Source organism: Pseudomonas sp. PDM03 (assembly GCF_014852385.1).
GTDB classification, from domain to species: Bacteria; Pseudomonadota; Gammaproteobacteria; order Pseudomonadales; family Pseudomonadaceae; genus Aquipseudomonas; species Aquipseudomonas migulae.
Genome location: NZ_JACVBM010000020.1, coordinates 38,363 through 60,011, shown reverse-complemented (window position 1 = coordinate 60,011; position 21,649 = coordinate 38,363). Strand labels below are relative to the sequence as shown.

General features: G+C 59.5%; 18 protein-coding genes. 8 read left to right on the top strand and 10 right to left on the bottom strand.

Features of this window, described 5'->3' with window-relative positions; all coding sequences use genetic code 11:
- Positions 1-3 precede the first annotated feature (3 nt).
- A complete protein-coding gene (locus IB254_RS23625; protein WP_192419704.1) occupies positions 4-5,286 on the bottom strand; it encodes a dermonecrotic toxin domain-containing protein in 5,283 nt (1,760 codons plus the stop codon).
- Positions 5,287-5,522: 236 nt separating this feature from the next.
- Here IB254_RS23625 and IB254_RS23620 point away from each other — a divergent pair, with 236 nt between their 5' ends.
- On the top strand, positions 5,523-6,644 hold the full coding sequence (locus tag IB254_RS23620; protein ID WP_192419702.1) for a sensor histidine kinase: 1,122 nt from the start codon (positions 5,523-5,525) through the stop codon (positions 6,642-6,644).
- A gap of 107 nt (positions 6,645-6,751) precedes the next feature.
- On the opposite strand, the gene IB254_RS23615 is transcribed toward IB254_RS23620, so the two are convergent.
- Together IB254_RS23615 and IB254_RS23610 are read right to left on the bottom strand one after the other, a co-directional pair.
- Positions 6,752-7,057, bottom strand: a complete 306-nt coding sequence (locus IB254_RS23615; RefSeq protein ID WP_008038687.1) for a chaperone modulator CbpM — start codon at positions 7,055-7,057, stop codon at positions 6,752-6,754.
- 23 nt (positions 7,058-7,080) lie between these two features.
- Entirely contained in the window at positions 7,081-8,028 is a 948-nt protein-coding gene (locus IB254_RS23610) for a DnaJ C-terminal domain-containing protein (protein WP_192419700.1), read from the bottom strand.
- A 298-nt stretch (positions 8,029-8,326) separates the two neighbouring features.
- On the opposite strand from IB254_RS23610, the gene IB254_RS23605 reads away from it, so the two are divergent.
- Positions 8,327-9,601 (top strand): Hsp70 family protein, encoded by a 1,275-nt coding sequence (locus IB254_RS23605; RefSeq protein ID WP_192419698.1) that lies wholly within the window; start codon positions 8,327-8,329, stop codon positions 9,599-9,601.
- A gap of 117 nt (positions 9,602-9,718) precedes the next feature.
- On the opposite strand, the gene IB254_RS23600 is transcribed toward IB254_RS23605, so the two are convergent.
- From IB254_RS23600 to IB254_RS23590, 3 genes are all read right to left on the bottom strand, one after another.
- A complete protein-coding gene (locus IB254_RS23600; protein ID WP_008038685.1) occupies positions 9,719-10,732 on the bottom strand; it encodes an AI-2E family transporter in 1,014 nt (337 codons plus the stop codon).
- A gap of 232 nt (positions 10,733-10,964) precedes the next feature.
- Positions 10,965-11,270: a PsiF family protein gene (locus IB254_RS23595; protein WP_008031179.1), complete on the bottom strand. Its 306-nt coding sequence runs from the start codon at positions 11,268-11,270 to the stop codon at positions 10,965-10,967.
- 64 nt (positions 11,271-11,334) lie between these two features.
- Complete coding sequence (locus IB254_RS23590; RefSeq protein ID WP_192226946.1) at positions 11,335-12,129, bottom strand: AraC family transcriptional regulator; 795 nt, start codon at positions 12,127-12,129, stop codon at positions 11,335-11,337.
- A 96-nt stretch (positions 12,130-12,225) separates the two neighbouring features.
- Here IB254_RS23590 and IB254_RS23585 point away from each other — a divergent pair, with 96 nt between their 5' ends.
- Positions 12,226-13,113: a DMT family transporter gene (locus tag IB254_RS23585; protein ID WP_192419696.1), complete on the top strand. Its 888-nt coding sequence runs from the start codon at positions 12,226-12,228 to the stop codon at positions 13,111-13,113.
- Positions 13,114-13,212: 99 nt separating this feature from the next.
- Here IB254_RS23585 and IB254_RS23580 read toward each other — a convergent pair whose 3' ends face one another.
- The 3 genes from IB254_RS23580 to IB254_RS23570 form a co-directional block, all read right to left on the bottom strand.
- Positions 13,213-14,103, bottom strand: coding sequence for an esterase/lipase family protein (locus tag IB254_RS23580; RefSeq protein ID WP_192419694.1), 891 nt, complete (start codon positions 14,101-14,103; stop codon positions 13,213-13,215).
- Between the two features lie 108 nt (positions 14,104-14,211).
- On the bottom strand, positions 14,212-14,517 hold the full coding sequence (locus IB254_RS23575) for a DMT family transporter (RefSeq protein WP_008031171.1): 306 nt from the start codon (positions 14,515-14,517) through the stop codon (positions 14,212-14,214).
- Positions 14,518-15,156 (bottom strand): FMN-dependent NADH-azoreductase, encoded by a 639-nt coding sequence (locus IB254_RS23570; protein WP_192419693.1) that lies wholly within the window; start codon positions 15,154-15,156, stop codon positions 14,518-14,520.
- A 108-nt stretch (positions 15,157-15,264) separates the two neighbouring features.
- Here IB254_RS23570 and IB254_RS23565 point away from each other — a divergent pair, with 108 nt between their 5' ends.
- Complete coding sequence (locus tag IB254_RS23565; protein ID WP_225602479.1) at positions 15,265-16,227, top strand: LysR substrate-binding domain-containing protein; 963 nt, start codon at positions 15,265-15,267, stop codon at positions 16,225-16,227.
- A 62-nt stretch (positions 16,228-16,289) separates the two neighbouring features.
- On the opposite strand, the gene IB254_RS23560 is transcribed toward IB254_RS23565, so the two are convergent.
- On the bottom strand, positions 16,290-18,365 hold the full coding sequence (locus IB254_RS23560) for an AsmA family protein (protein WP_192419691.1): 2,076 nt from the start codon (positions 18,363-18,365) through the stop codon (positions 16,290-16,292).
- Between the two features lie 388 nt (positions 18,366-18,753).
- Here IB254_RS23560 and IB254_RS23555 point away from each other — a divergent pair, with 388 nt between their 5' ends.
- From IB254_RS23555 to IB254_RS23540, 4 genes are all read left to right on the top strand, one after another.
- Positions 18,754-19,308, top strand: a complete 555-nt coding sequence (locus IB254_RS23555) for a hypothetical protein (RefSeq protein ID WP_192226941.1) — start codon at positions 18,754-18,756, stop codon at positions 19,306-19,308.
- Between the two features lie 157 nt (positions 19,309-19,465).
- Entirely contained in the window at positions 19,466-20,098 is a 633-nt protein-coding gene (locus IB254_RS23550) for a TetR family transcriptional regulator (RefSeq protein ID WP_192419690.1), read from the top strand.
- A 370-nt stretch (positions 20,099-20,468) separates the two neighbouring features.
- A complete protein-coding gene (gene ureE, locus IB254_RS23545) occupies positions 20,469-20,969 on the top strand; it encodes an urease accessory protein UreE (RefSeq protein ID WP_008035414.1) in 501 nt (166 codons plus the stop codon).
- Positions 20,966-21,640: an urease accessory protein UreF gene (locus IB254_RS23540; RefSeq protein ID WP_192419689.1), complete on the top strand. Its 675-nt coding sequence runs from the start codon at positions 20,966-20,968 to the stop codon at positions 21,638-21,640. The genes ureE and IB254_RS23540 overlap by 4 nt, the downstream gene beginning before the upstream one ends.
- The last annotated feature ends 9 nt before the right edge of the window (positions 21,641-21,649 follow it).

Genomic DNA, 21,649 nt, shown 5'->3' with positions numbered 1-21,649 from the left:
CGATCAGGTGTTCGACTGTACGGTGAAAGGAATTTCTACCCGTTGCAGTTTTGCCCGTTCGATCGCCTGGCGTGTGAACGTTTTGATAAAGGCTTTCTTGTCTTCGTCGATGACTTGCAGTTCGGCGGCGTATTCCGCTTCGGTCATGACCCGTCCCGGCGCAAACTCACTTTCCGGTTTGTTCAACTCAGCGCCGAGCACCCTGAGTTCTTCCTTTAATTGCGCCTTTTGCTCAAGAGAAAGCGTTGTGTCGGTTGCGCGTTTTTCAAGCGCTGAGTAGAACTCGATCGTGGCTTCAATCCGGCGTCTGAAACCCTTGATAGCCCCCCGGTTGAAACCCTCGACATAGGATGACCAGAACGGCTGCTCGATGAGCAAATCGTCGAGCAATTCACCCGCCTCAAGGTTCAGTACACGATGGAAAGCATCTTCGATCATCGCGGGCGTGACGCCGGCGATTTTTCTGAACTGCATTTTTCGCGACTGCCAGGGCAGGTCCAACCGGTCGGCAAGGTCCGTCATGAATGCCAGGTGAACTTCGACCTCATCAATCGTGCCGGTGACCTCGCCCGTCGCATTGACGCGCCTGAATTCCTCACCCATCGCCTCGCGTTCGGAAACCGTTTTGCGGGCAATCCTGCTCAGTTCATCCAGACGTGACTTGCCCTGCGCCAGCGACACCAACTCACCCTCTACCAGCGCGGGATTGGCCAGTTCATAGGCCTCATGAATCAGCACCTCCATCCCCATGGCGTTGAACAGCTGCGCGCCGGCATCGACGCACGCCGTGGGCACGGTGGTCAGGGTGAAGAGTTTTTGCCGCAGCTCGGTATTTTTCGACATCGCATCGAGCATTCGCCAGACCTTGGCGGTCATGTCGACCCGAAACCCGAGGTCGTGCTTGAAATGCCCCGATTCAGTGAGTTTGCGAATCTCGTTGAAAAAACCGACCGAACCGATCTCGTCCTCGACGCTGTTCCACACCTCCTGTTTGGCCACCCATTCCGGCCGGGTCATGCCGGTTTCCCAGTCCAGACTGTCGCGCACGCCGCGAGGTGGATACGGTCGATCAGGGTCCATGCCGACGGATGCGATGTACTCCCTGAGCGTCTGCAGGTTGAAGGCCGGCAAAAAATCCGTTTGCCGGCCCAACACCGTGCGCGCCAGCAATTCCGCCTGAACGGAGCCTCGCGTGACCATGGGCACATAGGTGATTTCGTTGCGTTGCATGTCCAGGTAAAAATGCCGGAACCGCGGCTGCGCGAACAAGCCGTCCGGCCAGGTCCGAATGCCGGTGTCGGCCAGGATCAGCGTATGCAACATGCGCATGCTGCCGATATCCGGAACCTGCCCCAGAGGATTGCTGTGCAGGTCCAGGATCTGAAGCCGCGTCAGGTTGCGCAAATCCGCGACGCCTTGCGCATCCAGGGCAATGCGGTTTGCTCGCATGTTCAGTTCCGTCAGCGCGCGCATACGGCCGATGGCACGAGGAAACCGGGTGAGCGAATTACCGTTGATGTTGAGCGATTGCAATCGCGGGAAATGATCGAGCAAGGAAACCTGTGCATCGGTCAATTCGGTCAGGGTCAGATTGAGGCGGGTGACGTGATCGAAGTTGCCCTCCAGTTTTGGCATGGTTCGCAGACGCCCTCCCAACGGCAGGTTCTCGAGGTCAAGCACGAAGCCTCGCAGCGCGCCGTACGAATCCACATCGCGCAACCCGGTGTGCTGCCAACATTCCCTGACCGCTTTGTACACCGCGTTTCTGGACTGCCATTCGGCGATGCCGGCGGACGTGAAGCGGAACGCTTCGGTTGGCGAGCTCAGCCAACTTTGAAAATTTGAATTGAGCTGATTGAACTCCTCTTCCAGGGCACTCGCCCTCTGTTCAGGACTGACGTCGCTGCCCCCCGCTTGCAGATAGGACTGCGCTTCGGCCTCCGTCCATCCGGGGCGAACCACGCGGACCCGCTCTTGCGGCGTTATTTGCCCCTGAACTCGGCGCAGACCTTGAGCCATCCCGCGCATGCCGCCACGCAGACGCATCGTGGTTGGATCGTACGCGGGTTTTCGAACAGGGTTATCCGCCAGAAGCGCGTTGAACCTGTCCCGTGGCAATGGCGTTTTTTGAATGGCTTGCTTGAGCGTCGCGCCTTGATTGATCTGGTACCCCAACGCGTTTCGTTCAGCATCAGGCAGGGCATGCAACATAGACGCATAGAGGTCATCGGCCCCATGCAGATGCAGGTCATCGTCATCGCGGGCCTGGTACTGACCGTCCTCGCTGACAAGGATTCGGCGAACGGCGGCATCTGCCGGGCCGACACTGTCGCGCAGTGGTCCGTCGAATGAGTATTCGCGGATTTCGATGCGCACGTTTGCGGGCCAGTCGGGTAACGCTTGCAACGAGTGCAACGCCAATCGCTCGCTATCGACACCGTACGCGGCGTCGAGGTAAAGCCCTTCGTAAGCACGTGCGGCGCGCAGCGTGCGCAAGGCCAGCCGCGCGCGCTCTCTGAGCCGCAAGGGAATACGCGAAGACTCGGTGATACCGAGTAAGTCTTGCGGTTCGATGTCGGCCAGCAACTCACGGGCGATCACCGTAGGGAGGTTGCTGAAGGCGTCCTGGAGCGCCAGCACCTGCCGGTTGTCTGTCTGCTGCAAACGGCGATTGAGCGCGTCAAACAAAGGTCCCGGATGACTGCCCGCCCGCCCCGCGAGTTTGTTTTTCAAGGCGTCGATGCGGATACGCTCGTCAGTGGAAATACTCTGTCCGAACAACGCATGGATGTCGGCCTCATTGACAAACTTCACGGCCAGCTCCGGAAGTTTCCCGGCACTGACCTCGGCACGGCTTATCTTCAGCGTATTGGCCGGCGATGCGTCGAGATTGCCGTATTTGATCGAGCGCCCCGACTGCCCGGCGCCGTCAAAAAGCTCGATGCTTTTTTGCTCAGGCCAACCCGGCAGTTCGACCAGCAAACGCGACACCTGCTCGATGAACGCTTCGGGAACCTCATCAAGCACTATCTGCCCGGGGAGTTTTTGCACGTCTGCCCAGTTCTTGAAGCGTTCGATCGTGTCGGTCAGCAGCGCGGGCGGTGGCTCGTTGACGACATGCAACCGGCGCAACAGGTCTTCTTCGACACCGCTGGCGATACGAATCTGCTCCAGCGTGGCCTCGGACAAGTCCTCGACCGCCAGCCCCAGGCGCCGCATGAGCGTGGTTTTGTCCCACTCGACAGGTCGGTCGAGTTCTGTCTTCCACACACCGGCACCGTCGTGTTCGAGTGTGGGCTGATACGCCTGCGGCCGATCCGGATGTTGCACGCGAGGCTGGCCCGTACTCGGATCGTTTCTGACTTCGAAGTATTTGTTTTCATGCTTCAGGATGGCTTTTTCGCTGTGCCGGAACAGCCCCTGTTCGCCTGGCTTCGCCGCTTTGGGCAACGTCAGGTCATGGGCGTAGGGCGACAGGTCTGGCTTCCACAGGCGTGTCTTGCCGTCAGGCAACTCAACCTTTTTCAATTGATCGATAAAGGCCGACGGTTTGACCGACGCCGCCGCACCGGCGGGCAAAACATGCCCTGCCGCCATGATTGCCAGTTGCGCGAAATTGATCATGACACCGGTCAGATGGGCCGCCGCTTCGTCTCTGTCGCCCTTGCTCCACTCCTCGATGCCCTCCATGGTTTCGAACAACATCTGCCCAACCATGACCGCCAGCATCGCTTCGCCCAGGCCGGGAACCAACATCGCGCCGAAGTTGAATACGTTCCAGCCGATGCTCAGATAGCTGGTCAACCGATTCCAGCGGGTGGTAGCGTCTTCATCGTCGGTCGGCACCGCGATGTGCCGCGCATCCGCAATCGCCTTGTCCCTGCGCCAGCGACCGATTTGCGGCCAGAGATCGCCACTAATGATGTTGGTGATGGGCTCTGCGTTGGCGTTTTCAACCGCGGTCTCTCGCCACCACGGCCCCATGTCCAGCGGCTCACGTTGCGTCCAGGTGAACGTGGTGAAACGCTCGCGAACCCGGGCAAAGAATTTGCCATGGTCTTTTTGTGCCACGAATCGGCTGAAAAACTGTTGATAGTCTGGCGAGCGCAACTGGCTCGTCAGCTCCTTCATGAAGTCCGTGAGGGACGCATACTCTTTGAAGGGATGGTCAGGATCATCCGGGACATAAACGATCAACGTTCCGTCGAGACGGCTTTGTTGAAAACCGTCTTCCCTTCGCAACATTGCGTCGACAAGACCGCAGGGACCATTGGCGAAAAACGCTTCGAGTAATTTGAACTGCTCAAACTCCTGGCCCGGTAGCAGCGTCAGACGTCTGGACCATTCCATCAGTGTGCGTTGGTGCCGGGGAACCAGACTGTCGTAAATTCTTTTAACTTCAGTGGGGTCTGCCACTGCACTGAACAACAGGATGCCGGACAACCTGAAGCCCATTAACGAAAGTCGATGGCATTGCAAAGGACGATGATTCCACGCAATGCCTTTTTCATTGTCACGAATTTGCTGAAGTTTCCCGTAGCCATAGGAACTGATGTCGTTTTTCAAATACGCGATCAGCGCAGATTCGTTGAAGATGGCTTTTTCACTGGCCATGCAGTGCCGCTCGATTTTTGCCTTGGCCGCGATATCTTCGGGCATCATTGCTGCCTTGATGTGACGCTGATAGTGCGCGCCGATATCAAGCGTCCGGCACAGGGCCGCGAATTGTTCGACCGTCAGTGCATGCCGCTGTAACTCGTTTTCGTGGTCCCGGGTGAAGATGCCGGAGCCATCGCGAAACGCGCCGGCCTGCGTTTCAGGCGCCTCGAAATTGTGAAGCGCCGCTTCCAGCAACGTCGATTGCCTGAGCCGACTGGCATTGGTATCGATGCCAAAGCCCAGTTTTGCCGGGGTATACAGGCGAATAAGCGTCGTATTGACGTCCAGTTCCAGATTCAGCTGATCCTTTAATGCTTTAACGAGCAAAGGTTCGGCAAAGGCAAGAATGTCACGCTGTACATTCTCCAACACGTCGTCCAACGGGACCTGAACGCGCCAGCGCTCATCCGTCAGTTGCTTGAGGTACTGACGGTCGATGGCGCGTGCATTCAAATACCACGGCGGAACTTCCACGGTCGAATCGGCCATCGCAAGCAGTCGTGAAACAGGTGCGTCTTTTAGCGGCAAAGGCAGTTTGCCCAGCAGATATTCACGATGAACATTGGCTTTGCTTCTTCCATGCCCGGTAATGACTTGCAACGCCGGAGCGTCCGATAGTTCGTTCATTTCGCAAATCCTTATGCGATGAAAAGAACCACCAGACTATTGAGTGCGGTTAAAAACAAAAGACTAAAAAACCACTTGGAAAACCGCACCAGACCGACAATGCATTCAATTTCAGGATCTAAAAAATATTTAATTAGCACCCTGAGGCCACTAAAGAATGGTCACCGGCGCAGTGGTAGTTTTTAGGGAATGCCAAAGGAGCTAAGATGCCTCGGATTGCCATCAGGAAACCGACCATGCGCCTATCCGAATTCATCAGGCAACACGTAGACCGTATCGTCGATGAATGGGAGCAGTTCGCCAGAACGATTACCCCGGCGGCCGAGAATATGGATCGAGTGGCCTTGCGTGATCACGCCAGGGAAATCCTGTTGGCGGCAGCGCGGGACATGACCACCGCGCAAACCGCCAGCGAGCAACTCGCCAAGGCCAGGGGCGAAGGTCCGGAGAAAACCCCGAGCCTGGACGAAGCCGGCGCCAGCCATGGTGAACTGCGCCATACAGTGGGCTTCGATCTGTTGCAGATGACCAGCGAGTTCCGTCACCTGCGCGCCTGTGTGATCCGGTTGTGGGTCAATAGCCTGGAATCACCGGACCTCGCTTACTTCCAGGACATGATCCGTTTCAACGAAGCCATCGACGAAGCCCTTGCCGAATCCACGGCGGCCTATGCCGAACAGGTCAATCATTCGCGGGATATCTTCCTGGCTATTCTCGGCCATGATCTGCGCGCACCCTTGCAGGCTGTGAGCATGTCCACCGAATTGCTGATGCGTAAAGCCACGCTTGAAGGCGATGCCCTGGCTTGTGCGATCAACATCAAGCGCGGCGCGCGGCACATGGCGGTGATGGTCAGCGATTTGCTGGAACTGGTGCGCAGTCGCCTGGGCAAGAGCCTGCCGATTGAACCGCGGCCGATGGACCTGGCCGATGCCGCCCACGCAGCGATTGCCGAAGCCTGTGCCGGTAATCCCGAGTGCGATCCGACGGTTCATGCAGAGGGCGACACGACAGGCGTGTGGGATGCCGGACGCCTGGCTCAACTGCTGCAAAACCTGATCGGCAATGCCTTGCAGCATGGGTCGAACAAACGTGATGTGACGGTGACCCTCACCGGCGAACCAGACACCGTTCGTCTTACGGTGCATAACTTCGGAGCGCCGATTCCCGAGGACGCGATCGGCACGATCTTCGATCCGCTGATACGCAGCGCCGATGAAGAACTCGGCCAGCCGTCCACCAGCCTTGGCCTGGGGTTGTTCATCGTCAAGGAAGTGGTCGATGCGCACGGCGGGACGATCGAGGTCAGCTCGAACGAAACTGACGGGACGCTGTTTACCGTGGTGTTGCCCAGATAGACGGCCGTGCACGGTGATGAACTGTAGGAGCCGGCTTGCTGGCGATGGCGATCATGAAGACGCCATCGCCAGCAAGCCGGCTCCTACAGGAATCGAATTGGCTTCAGCTATTCGACCACTAACCGCGCCAACCGCTGCTTGAGCATCCGGTTCTCGGCCCGCAGTTGCTGCACCTCTTCAAGCAGGTCGAGCGCCAGGGCGACGCCTTCCCACTCCAGCTCCAGATCGTGCCGCAGCTTGGCGGCACGCTTGGCCAGCGCCAGCTCATAATCGGTGAAACGCCAATCCTTGGGCTGCTTGCCCTGAGGTTCGAGGATGCCGTGCTCGACGATTTCGATCACGTAGACGTCCGACAAATCGGTCGCCTCACAGAATTCTGCCATGTCCAGTTGAACGATCAGGGGGTTGCTCATGATGGGCTACTCCGTCTCTTGGATCAGAAGTTTTCTCTCGGGTCGAATGCGGCTTTTTTCGCCAGTTCCTGCCACAACGCCTTGACCTCGTCGCTCGAGGTTTTTGGCATGACCGCCTTCAATTGCACAAACAGATAACCGCGATGACCGGCCTTATTCAGCAAGCCGTGGCCTTTGGCGCGCATACGCTGGCCGTTCTGGCTACCGGCCGGCACCTTGAGGTTGATCTTGCCTGTCAGTGTAGGCACGGCCACTTCGGTTCCCAACGCCAATTCCCACGGAGCCAGCGGCAGCGTAATGATCAGGTTCTCGCCTTCGACGTCGAACTTCGGATGCGGCGCAAAGCGAATGATCAGGAACAAGTCGCCGTTGGCGCCACCACCGATGCCCGGTGCACCCTGGCCTTTGAGGCGGATGCGCTCGCCGTCGGTCACGCCGGCGGGGATTTTCACGTTCAGGCTTTTGCTGGTGTTGCTGACGTGCTGGCCGGCAGCGTTGTACTGCGGCACCTGGAACGTGACCTTCTTCGATTCGTTCGAGAGGGTTTCTTCCAGAAAGATCCCAAGTTCCATTTCCACGTCTTGCCCTCGACGTCCGGCACTGCGACGCGACTCTCCACCACCAAACCCAGGACCGCGGTTACCGAAGATCGAACTGAAGAAATCCGAAAAATCGCCCGCGTCCTGACCGCCACCAAAACCACCGCCGCCACGCCCCTGCCAACCTGGCGGGCCCTGGAACGGTTGGCCGTGCTGGCCGTATTTGCGCAAGTCGTCGTATTCGGCGCGCTTGTCGGCGCTTTTCAGCGCTTCATAGGCTTCGGACGCGTCCTTGAATTTGGACTCGGCGTCCTTTTCCTTGCTGACGTCGGGGTGGTATTTGCGCGCCAGCTTGCGATAAGCCGCCTTGATCGTCTTATCGTCCGCGGTCGGTTCCACACCGAGAATCTTGTAATAGTCTTTGAAGTCCATCGTGGAATCACCATCCATTATCAAAATCGCGCCATCAGCCTCAGCATGCTCTTAATTGCCGCACGAGGTTTGACCGATCTCAAGTTTGTGACCGGACAGCGCATTAGAAGTTTATCGGCAGCGGCGGGCGGTTCTTTTGACCATCCCAATGGCTGCCAGGGCCAATGCAGACAAGTTTGGGGCATCGGGCCGTCTTATCAAGGCGCTAATTACCGAGATTTAGCGGATAGTCGGCCTTCGAATCTGCGCCGCACTGGCATACACTGCGCGGCCGTTTTTTAACCGGAACCTGATAGACATGAAAAACGCATCTCCAGCCCGTGCCTGTGGTATCGACTTCGGCACGTCCAACTCCACCGTCGGCTGGCTGCGCCCCGGCATGGAAACGCTGATCGCGCTGGAGGACGACAAGATCACCCTGCCCTCGGTGGTCTTCTTCAATATGGAAGAACGCCGCCCGGTGTACGGCCGACTGGCGCTGCACGAGTACCTGGAAGGCTACGAAGGCCGGCTGATGCGCTCGCTCAAGAGCCTGCTGGGTTCCAAACTGATCAAGCACGACACCAGCGTTCTCGGCACGGCGATGCCGTTCAAGGACCTGCTCGGGTTGTTCATCGGTCAGTTGAAGAAGCGTGCCGAAAACGCCGCCGGTCGCGAGTTCGATGAAGTGGTGCTGGGTCGTCCGGTGTTCTTCGTCGATGACGACGAAATGGCTGACCAGGAAGCGGAAAACACCTTGGTGGACGTGGCCCGCGCCATCGGCTTCAAGGATGTGTCGTTCCAGTACGAGCCGATTGCGGCAGCGTTCGACTATGAGTCGACCATCGAAAAGGAAGAGTTGGTACTGATCGTCGACATCGGCGGTGGTACGTCTGACTTCTCGCTGGTGCGCCTGTCTCCTGAACGCCGCAATCACGACAACCGTCACGAGGACATCCTCGCCACCGGCGGCGTGCACATCGGCGGGACCGATTTCGACAAGCAGTTGAGCCTGCAAGGCCTGATGCCACTGTTCGGCTACGGCAGCCGCATGAAGAGCGGCGCCTACATGCCGACCAGCCACCACATGAACCTGGCGACCTGGCACACCATCAACTCGGTGTACTCGCAGAAGTCGACCCTGGCCCTGGGCAGCATGCGCTACGACATCGAAGACACCGGCGGCATCGACCGTCTGTTCAAGCTGATCGAGCAACGCGCCGGGCACTGGCTGGCGATGGAAGTGGAAGAAACCAAGATCCAGCTAACCCACGCCGACAGTCGCCATGTGCCACTGGACCGCATTGAGCCAGGCCTGAGCGTGGAGTTGAGCCGGGCGTTGTTCGAATCGGCCATCGACAACTTGCTGGAGCGCGTGCGCAACAGCGTGACTCAGATGTTGAACGACGCCAACGTGCGGGTCGATCAGGTGGATACGGTGTTCTTCACCGGTGGTTCGAGCGGGATTCCGGCATTGCGCAACAGCGTCTCGGCGATGTTGCCGAATGCGCGGCATGTGGAAGGCAACATCTTTGGCAGCATCGGCAGTGGTTTGGCGATTGAAGCGGCCAAGCGTTATGGGCCGATGGACTGATCCGAAACCGAGGTGAGCCCTTCGCGGGCAAGCCTCGCTCCTACAGGAGATCACATTCCAATGTGGGAGCGAGCCTGCTCGCGATAGCGTCAGATCAGGCAATACATATCGACCGGATCAAACCATCCCCACCTGCTTCAACTCACTCTTCAAATACGCGTAATAAATCGGCCCCGCCACCACCCCCGGCAGGCCGAACGCGGCCTCGAACACCAGCATCGCCAACAGCAACTCCCACGACTTGGCACTGATCTGCCCGCCGACAATGCGCGCGTTGAGGAAGTATTCGAGCTTGTGGATAACAATCAGATAACCCAGCGCGGCCACCGCCACCCAGATCGACAGCGACAAGCCGACGATGGTGATCAGCGTGTTCGACATCAGGTTGCCGATCACCGGCAACAGGCCGAGCAGGAAGGTCAGTACGATCAGGGTTTTGGTCAGCGGTAGTTTGATGCCAAACATCGGCAGGACCACCGCCAGGAAAATCCCGGTGAAGAAGGTGTTGAGCAGGGAAATCTTGATCTGTGCGAACACGATGTTGCGGAACGCCTGGACCAGCAGGTGCAAGCGATCAAACAGTGCGGCGGCCAGCGGCTTGCGCTTGGTCAGGTCCGGCACCCGTTGCAGGGCGATGATCGCGCCGAGCACCATGCCGATCAGCAACGTCACGAACATGTGCGCCGCGTCCTTGCCCACCAGTTGCAGGTCGCTGAGGTGTTTGCTCATCCACTCGCCAATCGCCACGCGAAACTCGGCGGCGCTGGCCGGCAGGTAAGCGTCGATGAACGGCGGCAACTGACCGCGAGCGCGGTCGACCACGAGCATGAATTTATCGAGGGAAGCGCCGGGGTTTTCCGCCTCATGCAGCAGGAAACTGAAGGCGCCGGCAAAGATCAGCGTCAGCACACTGACCACTAACGTCCCCAGTAACGCCACCGCCAGCCAGCGCGCACGCCGACCTTCGATCAGTCGCTGCAATTGCGGGGTGAGCATGTTGACCAGTTCGAACACCAGCAGACCGGCCAGCAGGCTTGGCAGCAAGCGCAACGGAATCACCAGCAGCAAACCACCAAAGATGATGACCCAACTGATGAGCAGCAAGACTTGGCGTTGAGAAAACGTTGGCATACAGCCTCAAAACGAACGGCGTAAAAGGATTGGCAGTCTGCCAGCGTTCGGGTGTCAGCACTAGGGATTGTGTGGGGCGACGTTGGTCGGGGGCCGACCTGTTTTTTTCAGTGCCCTTACCGGCCTCATCGCCGGCAAGCCGGTCTCGCTCCCACAATGGATCTGCATACACAGGACAAATGTGGGAGCGAGCCTGCTCGCGATGGGGCCCTCACAATCCCCGCAAATCCGTTTATTTTTTCTTCAGGCAATCACTCATGAACGCCTTGCGCTCATCACCCTTGAGGGCCTTGGTCGCGGCATCGGCATTGCATGTTTTCATCTTCTCTTGCTGAGGGGTCAGGGCTTTCGCGTCATTGGCGGCGGGCGCGGCTTTAAGGCAGGTGCTCATGAAGGCTTTGCGCTCATCGCCCTTGAGGCTTTTCGCGGTAGCGTCGGCATTGCAGGTGGTCATCTTGTTCTGTTGGGCAGTGGCGGCGAAGCCCTGGGAGCAGAGCAGCAAACCGATCATCAACAAAGGGACACGCAACATCGTCATGGAGTTTTCTCCTTGTTGCCGCACCGAGGGGCACGGCCTCGCTCTGGAGTGTAGACAAAGCCTGTTACAGCTTCCTGCCCGGCAGATGGCTTCGGCGATACTGCTCCGGCGTACACCCGGCCTGGCGCTGGAACATGGCGATAAACGCCGACCCGGTGCTGTAGCCCATGTCGAAGGCGATTTCCTGAATGCTGCGATGACTGTCCAATGCTTCAATCGCCGCCAGAAAGCGCAGGCGCTGCCGCCATTCGCCGAAACTCATGCCCAACTCGCGCACAAACTGCCGCGCCAGGGTGCGCTCGCTGACGTGAATCTGCTCGGCCCATGCCGACAACGGCCGGTTATCTCCGGGCTCAACCTGCAAGGCTTCCAGAATCCCGAGCAGCCCGGGACTGCTGGCGTAGGGCAAGTAGCATTGGTGAATGGGCGCCTGCTGCAGCTGATCCACCAGCACCTGGGCCAGGCGTTGGTCGGTCTCTTGCTCGGGAATCTTCACGTCACGGGCAGCGAAGTCCTTGAGGATTGCCTTGAGGATGTCGCTGATCGCCAGGGTGCAGGCCTGCTTCGGCAGCTCGTGGCACAGCGCCGGCGCCAGGCAGACGGCGCGGTAGTTGATCGGTTGATTGCTGTAGAAACTGTGCTCGATCTGCGGCGGCACCCACACGGCGTATTGCGGCGGCGACATGAAACGGCTGCTGCCGATTTCCATGTGCAACACACCGTTGGCCGAATACTCCAGGGTGCCCCAGGGGTGACGGTGGGCCGAGGCATATTCGTGGCTATTGAAGTCGGCGTAGCGGAAGTACACCGGCGCGGGCAATTCGCTGAAATCCAGCAGGTCGATGTGTTTGCTGCTCATGCTGTCTGTCATCAGGGTCAGGTTGTCTGGATCGCAGTATAGGCTTGCATCCGGACAGGCGATAATTCTCCCTCATTAACGTTCTGGTTGTTCCTGATGCAATACGCTTATCCCCTGCTGGCCATTTTCATTTGGGCTGGCAACACCGTGATCACCAAAATGTCGGCCGGGGCGATCTTCCCGGCGGAGATCGGTTTTTACCGCTGGCTGCTGGCCGGATTGTTGTTCACGCCCTTTATGCTCAAACCGGTGATCGTCCATTGGTCGGCCATCCGCCCGAACCTGGGCAAGATTTTCATCCTCGGCGTGCTGGGCATGGCGGTTTATCAGAGCCTGGCGTATTTCGCGGCGACGCTGACCTCCGCCACCAACATGGGCATCATCCTGTCGCTGATGCCGTTGATGTCGCTGGCCATGGCGATCGTCAGCCTCGGCCAGCGCCTGACCGCCGGTGCGCTGGCCGGTGCGGTGTTGTCGTTTGGCGGTGTGTTGGTGGTGGTGTCGTCCGGCAGCCTCAGTGCATTGCTTGAGCACGGGGTGAACCTGGGCGATGCAATGATGCTGATCGCCACACTGGCCTATGCGATTTACAGCACGCTGCTGAAAAAATGGCAGCTGCGTTTGCCACCGCTGGTGTTGTTGTATCTGCAGGTGTGGGTGGCGGTGGTGGTGCTGTTTCCGTTGTTCGCCGTGTCGCCGAAAATCGGCCCGACGCTGCAGAATATTCCGCTGGTTCTGTATGCCTGCCTGCTGGCTTCGATGGTTGCACCGCTGGCATGGATGCAAGCCGTGGTGCGTCTGGGACCGAGCCGGACGACGCTGTTTTTCAATTTGCTGCCGGTGATTACCGCATTGATTGCCGCAGTGGTGTTGCATGAGCAATTGGCGATGTATCACCTGGTGGGCGGGATGTTGACGTTGGGTGGGGTGATTGTTTCGGAGCGTTGGACAACGGTGTTGGGACGTAAGATTAGCGTCGCCTGACCTGACGCCATCGCGAGCAGGCTCGCTCCCACAGGGGAGCGCAATCCAAATGTGGGAGCGAGCCTGCTCGCGATGAACGATGATGCGGTTTAACTGACGTTATACCCCCGCCGCTCTCAATCGCGCCGCATGCTCCACAAACAACCGGATCGGCTCGGCCCCCTTCCCCACCAACCCCAACGATTGGTTGACGATGTCAAAGTGATCCAGCGGATACTCATCGCCAATCACCGTCCCCAGATGCGAGCTGTAACGCCCGACCATCCCGTCGCAATGCCCGACTTCACGCACGAAGGTTTTGGCAAACAGCCGACAACTGCGGTTGGTCCCGTCGAACAGATTGCGCCCGCGATCGGTCTTGCCTGGCTGCAACGTGCCGGACCACGAGTAATAGCGCACGCCGTTGACCTCTTCCGGCCCGTGCCCGCCCCATGTTTCAGGCAAGCCCTGTGGATAACGTTGGTTGAACAACGCCACACCCGCCGTCGTCAGCGACTCATGGGACGCGTGGATGTCCACCGGCAGCTTCGGCCCGCGATAGCCGGTTTCCAGCAAACTCATCAACGCACCGATGATCCGAAGAAAAAACGCCAGCAGCCGCCCCCTCGCGCTGTCCGCCGGGTAATGTTTGTGCAAGTAATCCGCCAGTTCCGAGCCGTGATTGGGGCCTGCCACCGAGGTCACGGAAGCCACGCGATCCGGGCGTTTGGCGGCGGCGTAACGGGCGGTCAGCGAGCCTTGGCTGTGGCCGATCAGGTTGACCTTCTCGGCACCGGTTTCGCGCAGGATTTCATCGATCCGCGCCAGCAATTGTTCACCGCGCACTTCAGTCGAGTGCAGCGGCGACACCTGAACCGCAATCACCGTCGCCCCTCCCTGGCGCAACGCCGCCACGATCCCGTACCAGTACGGATAAAGCACCAGACGGATAAACCCGAGCATTCCCGGGACCAGCACCAACGGATAACGCGTGGCAGAACCTTGCGACATGGGCAAACGTCCTTGTGATCGGTGAGGTGACGCAAGGCTGAAAGCAAGACATCAGCCCAGCATCGACATCGAATGTGACAGCTCGACGACCAGTCTATGACATCCGCTCTATTTCAGCCCCGCCACCCCCGCCACGATCAATCCGACCGATACCAGTTTGACCGCCGTCAGGCTTTCGCCGAGCAACGCAAACCCGAGAAACACTGTGCCCAGCGAACCGATGGCGGTCCAGATCGGGTAAGCGATGCTCACCGGCAATTCGCGCATCGCCAGGGTCAGGAAGTAGATCCCGCCCACCGCCGCCACTACCGTGATCAGCGACGGCCAGAGCCGGGTGAAGCCTTCGGCATACTTCATGCCCATGGCAAAGGTGACTTCGAACCCGGCGGCGATCAGCAAAAACACCCAGGCCATCTAGCACTCCCTGGCCAGCGTCAGCAAACGCTGCTCGGCCTCAGCGACTGAGATTTCAAAGGTGCGCTCGGCGGATTCTTCGCCCTCGGCGGCGACCACGGTGACGTCGGTGATGCCGATGAAGCCCAGCGCCGTGCGCAGCAAGGTATCGGCATGGTTCAGGGCTTCAAGTTCACCCCCGGGACCGAAGCCGAATCCGCCACGGCTGGTGACGATCAGCGCTTTCTTGCCGTGCACCAGCGGCTCGTATTGCGCGACGCCATTGTCCAGCGTGTGATTGAAGGTCAGCCCGAGCCGCACGATTTGATCGATCCACGCCTTGAGGCCGCTGGGCACGCTGAAGTTGTGCATCGGCGTGGAAATCAGCAGCAGATCGTGGCCCAGCAACTCGGCGACCAGTTCATCGCTGAACGCGAGGTCGGCCTGCATCGTCAGCGGCCGCGCCTCGGGCTCGGGGTAAAACGCGGCGGCCACAAACGCTTCATTGACCGGAGGAATCAATGCCCGTCCGACTTCGCGGCGAGTCAGTTGCGCTTGCGGATGGCGGGCCTGCCAGGCGCCGAGAAACACCTCGGCCAGGCGACGGGAGTGGGAACGTTCGCCCCGTGGGCTGGCGTGAATCGCAAGAATTCTGTTCATCTGAATCTCCTGAGGACTAAACTCAAACGGCGTGTGGCATGCAGCTTGTGCTCGTGACCGTCTCGCCTCAAATGAGCAAAAATCAGCTTGGATGAATTCATTTCACCCATGGAGTGTTCAATGTTTGCCTCGCTGCCACTGACCGCCCTGCGCGCGTTCGAATCCGCCTCACGCCTGCTGAGTTTCAAGGCCGCCGCCGAAGAATTGTCGGTGACGCCAACGGCGGTTTCCCACCAGATCCGTTCGCTGGAAACCTGGCTCGGCGTGCCGCTGTTCGAGCGACTGCCACGGCAAGTGCGCCTGACCGAATGCGGCGAGCGTCTGTTCCACAGCCTGCACGGCGCTTTTCTGGAAGTGGCGCAAAGCGTCGACACCTTGCGCCCGCAACGCAGCGGCACCAGCCTGACAATCTCCACCACCGCGGCTTTTGCCGCTTTGTGGCTGGTGCCGCGACTGGGGCGTTTTTACGCCGGGCATCCGAACATCAGCGTGCGATTGGACACCCATTGCGAAGTCATCGATTTGCATCAGGACGCCAGCGTCGATCTGGTGGTGCGCTATAGCCTCGATGACTACCCGAACCTTTATGGCCTGTGCCTGTTCGATGAGTCGTTCGGCGTTTATGGTTCGCCGGAACAGGTTGCCCAGGCCCGCATCCGCGCACCGACGTTGATCAGCGTGCGTTGGCACAACTCGAAGCTGTACGCCCATGGCTGGGAGGCGTGGTGCTCGCAGTCAGCAGAAACCTGGCTGACGGCAAACCCGGCGGTCCGCGAATACGACGAAGAGCATTACGCGCTGCAAGCAGCGATCGCCGGACAAGGCCTGGTGCTGGCGAGCAATATTCTGGTGTCCGAGAGCGTGGCCAGTGGTTTGTTGGTGGCTTACCGGAGTGAAATCCAGGTGAGTGGCGCCGGTTACAGCGCGCTGTGCGTACCGGGTCGAGAACGCCATCCGCCGGTGCGGGCATTTTTTGCGTGGTTGCAGGAGGAAGCTCGATTGTCTGGCCTGTTGCCAAGATCGCAAATCACATCAAACTTTTCGCCGCGCACGTCACTCACACTGGAGTAGCGATCACTTCCCTGTGGCAAACATCCTGAAAGATTTGTAGCGCCTGTCAGACCGTCATCGGTTTATTTGGTGGGCTTAACGGTGACGGGTGCCTTGCCCGCCTTCATCTGCTCCAGCAACGGCGCACACTGATTCGGCTCACCCCCACTCGGCGCCACCAGCGCCAGCAACCCCGCCGCCGGCGCCGCAATCACGCCCAAGGCCACCATCCCCGCCCCGCGCAATATCAGCGGCACCGCCTTCACGCCCGCATCCGGCTTGATGAACTTGCCTCGCACGTACAGCGGCGAACGCAGGGAAATCAGGCGCCAGCCCTTGGATTCCGGGGTGATGGTCAGGTCCAGTTGCTCAGTCGCCATGTTCGCCGTGCCATCGATGTAGATGATCGCGTTCTCGGTATCGAAGACAAACAACCGAGTGGTCGCCAGGCCGGTCTTGATGTCGAAGTCGGCCGCCGCGCAATTGATCTTCACTTCTTTGTCGCCAAAGATTTTGCCGACCACGTAGTTGCCAACATTCAACCCGGCCAGCTCCATCAACTCGCGACTGATGGCACCGTCGTTGATCAGCATCTTCAGATTGCCATTGGCCGTGCCCAGCAACTTGGCCACCGAGTTTCCGTGACCACTGATGTCGGCATCGCCATTGAGCTCGCCGAAACTGGTCTTCATCGGTTCAAAGGTCGGGAATAGCTGCTTGAGTTTGAAACCGCGCCCGGTCAGCTTGGCGTTGCCTTCCAGCGGCTCGGTGCGACCGTTCAGGCGAATCTGCGCATCCAGTTTGCCGCCGGCCACGCCGAAACGCAGGGGTTCGAGGCTGAGCACGCCGTCGGTCAGCACCAGGTGCGTGTAGAGATCGTTGAACGGCAGTTTTTCACTGTGGACGATGCGCTTGCCGGTGAATTCGACGTCGGCGTCCATGTCGCGCCAGCGCTCGGTCTTGAACTCTTCGACCGGTAACACCTTGTCCGCCGGCTGCTTGCTTTCGCCGCCCCGAGCCTTTTGCTTGGCATTGGAGTCGGCGCCGATCAAGGGCGCAAGGTCGGTAAACAACAGTTGATTGGAGAGCAGCGAACCGCTGAGTTTCGGCCGAGGCTGGCTGGCTACGTAGGCCAGGCTGCCATGGATGTCGCTCTCGCCGATCTTTCCGTTGAACGCTTCGTAATGGAACACCGCGCCGCCCGGCTCATGCAGCTTGGCGATCAAGTGGCCGTCGGTGGCGTAGGGCGGTGTATCCGGCAGGGTCACGCCGGTCAGCGGATAGAGGTTGCCCAGGCTGCTGCCGGCCAGTTTCAGCCGCAGGTCCAGCGCACCAAGGTTAAGCGGGTCGGTCAGCGTACCGGCGAGCTCGACGCTGGTGTCGGCAATCTTGACCTGGGCTTGGAGCGGGAACGGCCGGGCCGAATCCTGCAAGGCCAGCAGGCCGCCGATCTTGCCTTCGCCCGTCAGTTTCTGGCCGTGGTATTGGCCTTTGACCTTCAGTGCAAACGCGTAATCCTGGGGAGCCGCGCCCTTCTCCTGCGCAGTTTTCGCGGCTTTGTCGCCGACGATGTCGCTGAACGGTATCGGCTTGCCCAGCGGGTCGATGATCAGGTCGAGCTGCGTTTTCAGGCTCTGGTCGTCGAGGTTGACGTGGCCTTTGTCGAAGCCGATCGCACCGATGTCGACCACCCAACTGGAAGGTTCGGCGTTTGGGTCTTTGGGGTCGAACTTGAAGGTCCAGTTGGCGCGGCCATCGGCCAGGCGCTGGAGGTCTGCGTTCGGTTCGGTCAAGTCAATGCGCGGGATCGTCACCCGTTGCGCCAACAGAGCCAGCGGCGAAATGCGCAGCTCGACGCGTTTGAGCGTGGCCATTTGCGGCTGCTTCGACCAGTCCGGGTTGCCGAGGCTCAGGTCCTGCGCCACCACATGCGGCCACGGCACCCAGGCGCGCCACCCACCTTCGTCAAGCTCACGCCGCCAGACCACCGCGAGGTTGCCATTGATGGCAAACGGTCGATGCAGCTCTTCGGAGACTTTGGCGTTGAGGGTCGGTTTGATCCGGTTCCAATCGAAGAACGCGATGATCAGAACCAGTATCGCCAGTAACACAACCAGGCTGGCAAAGGTCCAGGCAAAAATTTTCGGGGTGCGCGTCATTGCACAGGGCTCCTGAATACGACTGAGCGCCCTGACCGCGACGCGCGTGTGAAACCTCAGGCCAGAACCGGCCTGGCATGAAGCCTAGGACTGGGAAACGGCGCGCAGGTTTAATCGAAATGCGGCTTAACGTTCAAATAATCGGTCGGGGACACCCTGCACTCGAAATCCGGCGTTACCGACCCCGCACTTTTGTGCGACGCACGTGAGTAGAAAATACCCACATCAGTGCAAAAACATCCGCCGGAAAGGCCCGATCTAGAGCCTTCGCACGGAACAATCAATTCTGTTGATTATTACCATTGCGTTTATGAACTTTTATATCGACTTATCGAGAGTAGCATTGGCCTCGTACCCACTTTGCCGCCCTCCCACGGAGCACATGATCATGAAACGCCAACTACTGTTTAGCCTTACCCTCTCCATGCTGGCCAGCACCGCTTTCGCCCTGCCAGCCGCTGACCAGGCCACCCCACAAGTGAAAGACAGCCACTCGGTGTTCAGTCAAACCGTTGCCGAAGGTGGTAATGATCGCCTGAAAGAAAAAGGCCTGATCACTCAAGATGGTTCAGACCGCACTCCACAAGGTCAAACCCTGGCCGCTGACGGCTCCGACCGCACCCCACAAGGCCAAACCCTGGCTGCCGACGGTTCCGACCGCACTCCACAAGGCCAAACCCTGGCTGCTGACGGTTCCGACCGCACCCCACAAGGCCAAACCCTGGCCGCTGACGGTTCCGACCGCACTCCACAAGGCCAAACCCTGGCTGCCGACGGTTCCGACCGCACTCCACAAGGCCAAACCCTGGCTGCCGACGGTTCCGACCGCACTCCACAAGGCCAAACCCTGGCTGCCGACGGTTCCGACCGTACCCCACAAGGCCAAACCCTGGCTGAAGGTGGTGGTGACCGCGTAATCGAACGCAACAGCGCTGTGAGCTAAGCCCATGGCGGCCTTGAAAAAAAGCCCAATCCACGGATTGGGCTTTTGACTTTATAGAAGCGACACATTCCCTCGCATCACTCCCGATAGTCGTTCGACGCCGGCAAAGCCGATTTGCTAGAGTGCGCCGCTGTCTTGTCCAGAAAACACCCTTGCGATGCTGCCCCGCGCCGAACAGAAACAACAAACCCGCAATGCCTTGATGGACGCTGCCCGCCATTTGATGGAGTGCGGCCGAGGATTCGGCAGCCTGAGCCTGCGCGAAGTGGCGAAAACCGCCGGCATCGTCCCCACCGGTTTCTACCGGCATTTCGCCGATATGGATGAACTGGGCCTGGTGCTGGTGAGCGAAGTCGGACAAACCTTCCGCGAAACCATCCGCCTGGTGCGTCACAACGAATTCGTCATGGGCGGCATCATCGATGCCTCGGTGCGGATTTTTCTCGACGTGGTGTCGGCCAATCGTTCGCAATTCCTGTTTCTGGCCCGCGAGCAGTACGGCGGTTCGCTACCGGTGCGCCAGGCCATCGGCCGCTTGCGCGAAGACATCAGCTCGGACCTCGCGGCCGATTTGTCGCTGATGCCAAAGCTGCAACATCTGGACATCGCCGGTCTGAGTGTCATGGCCGATCTCATCGTCAAAAGCGTGTTTGCGACCCTGCCGGAAATCATTGATCCGCCGGCCGAGGCGTTGCCCGCGCATTTGACACCACAAGCGAAAATCACTCAGCAACTGCGCTTTATCTTTATCGGCCTCAAGCATTGGCAAGGCCTGGGCAGCACGGAATAACCCTCCTGCGCGCCGATCCCCTGTAGGAGCCGGCTTGCTGGCGATTCAGACAACACGGTGCGTCTGAACCACCACCTCCTTGTAGGAGCTGGCTTGCCAGCGATGGCGCCCTTCAGCCAATAAAGATGTCGTCTGGTCGACCGCTATCGCCGGCAAGCCGGCTCCTACAAGGTTTGGTGGTGAATGCGGGATCGCGAACAATCTGGAGCACACCCTGCGCCGTCATTTGGTGCGCCCATCACAGCCTCGCACCAAATTGCCGCAACAAACTGAAACGCCATCCATGCGCCGACAGGCATTTCCTACACTTGCGCCGATTGGCAAGCCCCTTGCTCTAGCCTGACTATTGTCCATAGCTGGAAGCTTTCCGATGCTGGTGATTCATCGCAGAATCGACCCTCAACCCGTCTGGGCCGCCGAGTTGCACCTGACCTTCGAAGCCCGGAGCAAAAGCCGTTTGCGCTGTTTCAGTGCCGAGGGTGAAGACGTCGGGTTGTTTTTGGAGCGCGGTCAGTCGCCCCTCACTGATGGCGAATGCCTGCAGGCTGAAGACGGTCGCATCGTCCGCGTCTGCGCCCGCCCCGAACAACTGCTGCACGTCACCTGCGCCAACGCCTTCGAACTCACCCGCGCGGCCTATCACCTGGGCAATCGCCACGTCGCCCTGCAAGTCGGTGATGGCTGGTTGCGTCTGCTCGACGACTACGTGCTCAAGGCCATGCTCGAACAACTTGAAGCCAAGGTCGAAAACATCGAAGCACCGTTCCAGCCGGAGCACGGCGCCTATGGCGGTGGCCATCACCACTCGCGGCATGGCGACGAAGACTTCAACTACCCGCCAAAACTGCACCAATTCGGCGTGCGCCAATGAACCCGGCCTGGGCGCTGTTGCGCCTGGCCAGTCCGCAATTGCCGATTGGCGGCTACAGCTATTCCCAAGGTCTGGAAATGGCGGTGGATAACGGCCGGGTGAATGATTCCGACAGCGCCCGTCGCTGGATCAGCGATCAATTGCTGCTGAACCTGGCACGCTTCGAGGCGCCCCTGCTGCTCGCCCACTGCGTGGCCGCCGCCGCAGAAAACTGGGCCGAACTGCTGCAACGCTGCGAAGAACACCGCGCCAGCCGGGAAACCCGCGAGTTGCATCAGGAGAGCCGACAGATGGGCTACTCCTTACAGCAACTGCTCAACGGTTTGCCGGAACTCGATGCGCCGGCCCGCGCCTTTCTCGAACAACGCCCCGAACCGCACTTGGCCCTCGGCTGGGCGCTGGCCGCACGCGCCTGGCACATCAGCCCGCAAGACGCGCTGGCCGCGTGGCTCTGGAGCTGGCTGGAAAACCAGTTGGCGGTGCTGATGAAAACCCTGCCGCTGGGCCAGCAAGCCGCACAACGCCTGACCAGTGAACTGCTGCCGCTGCTGCAACAAGCCCAGCAGGACGCCACCCGAATCAACCCCGACCACTATGGCAGCGCCGCTTTCGGCCTGTCGCTGGCGTGCATGGCCCATGAGCGCCAGTACAGCCGTCTGTTCCGTTCCTAGGGCCTGTTA

Coding starts and splice junctions, on each gene's coding strand:
- IB254_RS23625 (WP_192419704.1), bottom strand. CDS start 5,286: ATGAACGAACTATCGGACGCTCCGGCGTTGCAAGTCATTACCGGGCAT.
- IB254_RS23620 (WP_192419702.1), top strand. CDS start 5,523: ATGCGCCTATCCGAATTCATCAGGCAACACGTAGACCGTATCGTCGAT.
- IB254_RS23615 (WP_008038687.1), bottom strand. CDS start 7,057: ATGAGCAACCCCCTGATCGTTCAACTGGACATGGCAGAATTCTGTGAG.
- IB254_RS23610 (WP_192419700.1), bottom strand. CDS start 8,028: ATGGACTTCAAAGACTATTACAAGATTCTCGGTGTGGAACCGACCGCG.
- IB254_RS23605 (WP_192419698.1), top strand. CDS start 8,327: ATGAAAAACGCATCTCCAGCCCGTGCCTGTGGTATCGACTTCGGCACG.
- IB254_RS23600 (WP_008038685.1), bottom strand. CDS start 10,732: ATGCCAACGTTTTCTCAACGCCAAGTCTTGCTGCTCATCAGTTGGGTC.
- IB254_RS23595 (WP_008031179.1), bottom strand. CDS start 11,270: ATGACGATGTTGCGTGTCCCTTTGTTGATGATCGGTTTGCTGCTCTGC.
- IB254_RS23590 (WP_192226946.1), bottom strand. CDS start 12,129: ATGAGCAGCAAACACATCGACCTGCTGGATTTCAGCGAATTGCCCGCG.
- IB254_RS23585 (WP_192419696.1), top strand. CDS start 12,226: ATGCAATACGCTTATCCCCTGCTGGCCATTTTCATTTGGGCTGGCAAC.
- IB254_RS23580 (WP_192419694.1), bottom strand. CDS start 14,103: ATGTCGCAAGGTTCTGCCACGCGTTATCCGTTGGTGCTGGTCCCGGGA.
- IB254_RS23575 (WP_008031171.1), bottom strand. CDS start 14,517: ATGGCCTGGGTGTTTTTGCTGATCGCCGCCGGGTTCGAAGTCACCTTT.
- IB254_RS23570 (WP_192419693.1), bottom strand. CDS start 15,156: ATGAACAGAATTCTTGCGATTCACGCCAGCCCACGGGGCGAACGTTCC.
- IB254_RS23565 (WP_225602479.1), top strand. CDS start 15,265: ATGGAGTGTTCAATGTTTGCCTCGCTGCCACTGACCGCCCTGCGCGCG.
- IB254_RS23560 (WP_192419691.1), bottom strand. CDS start 18,365: ATGACGCGCACCCCGAAAATTTTTGCCTGGACCTTTGCCAGCCTGGTT.
- IB254_RS23555 (WP_192226941.1), top strand. CDS start 18,754: ATGAAACGCCAACTACTGTTTAGCCTTACCCTCTCCATGCTGGCCAGC.
- IB254_RS23550 (WP_192419690.1), top strand. CDS start 19,466: ATGCTGCCCCGCGCCGAACAGAAACAACAAACCCGCAATGCCTTGATG.
- ureE (WP_008035414.1), top strand. CDS start 20,469: ATGCTGGTGATTCATCGCAGAATCGACCCTCAACCCGTCTGGGCCGCC.
- IB254_RS23540 (WP_192419689.1), top strand. CDS start 20,966: ATGAACCCGGCCTGGGCGCTGTTGCGCCTGGCCAGTCCGCAATTGCCG.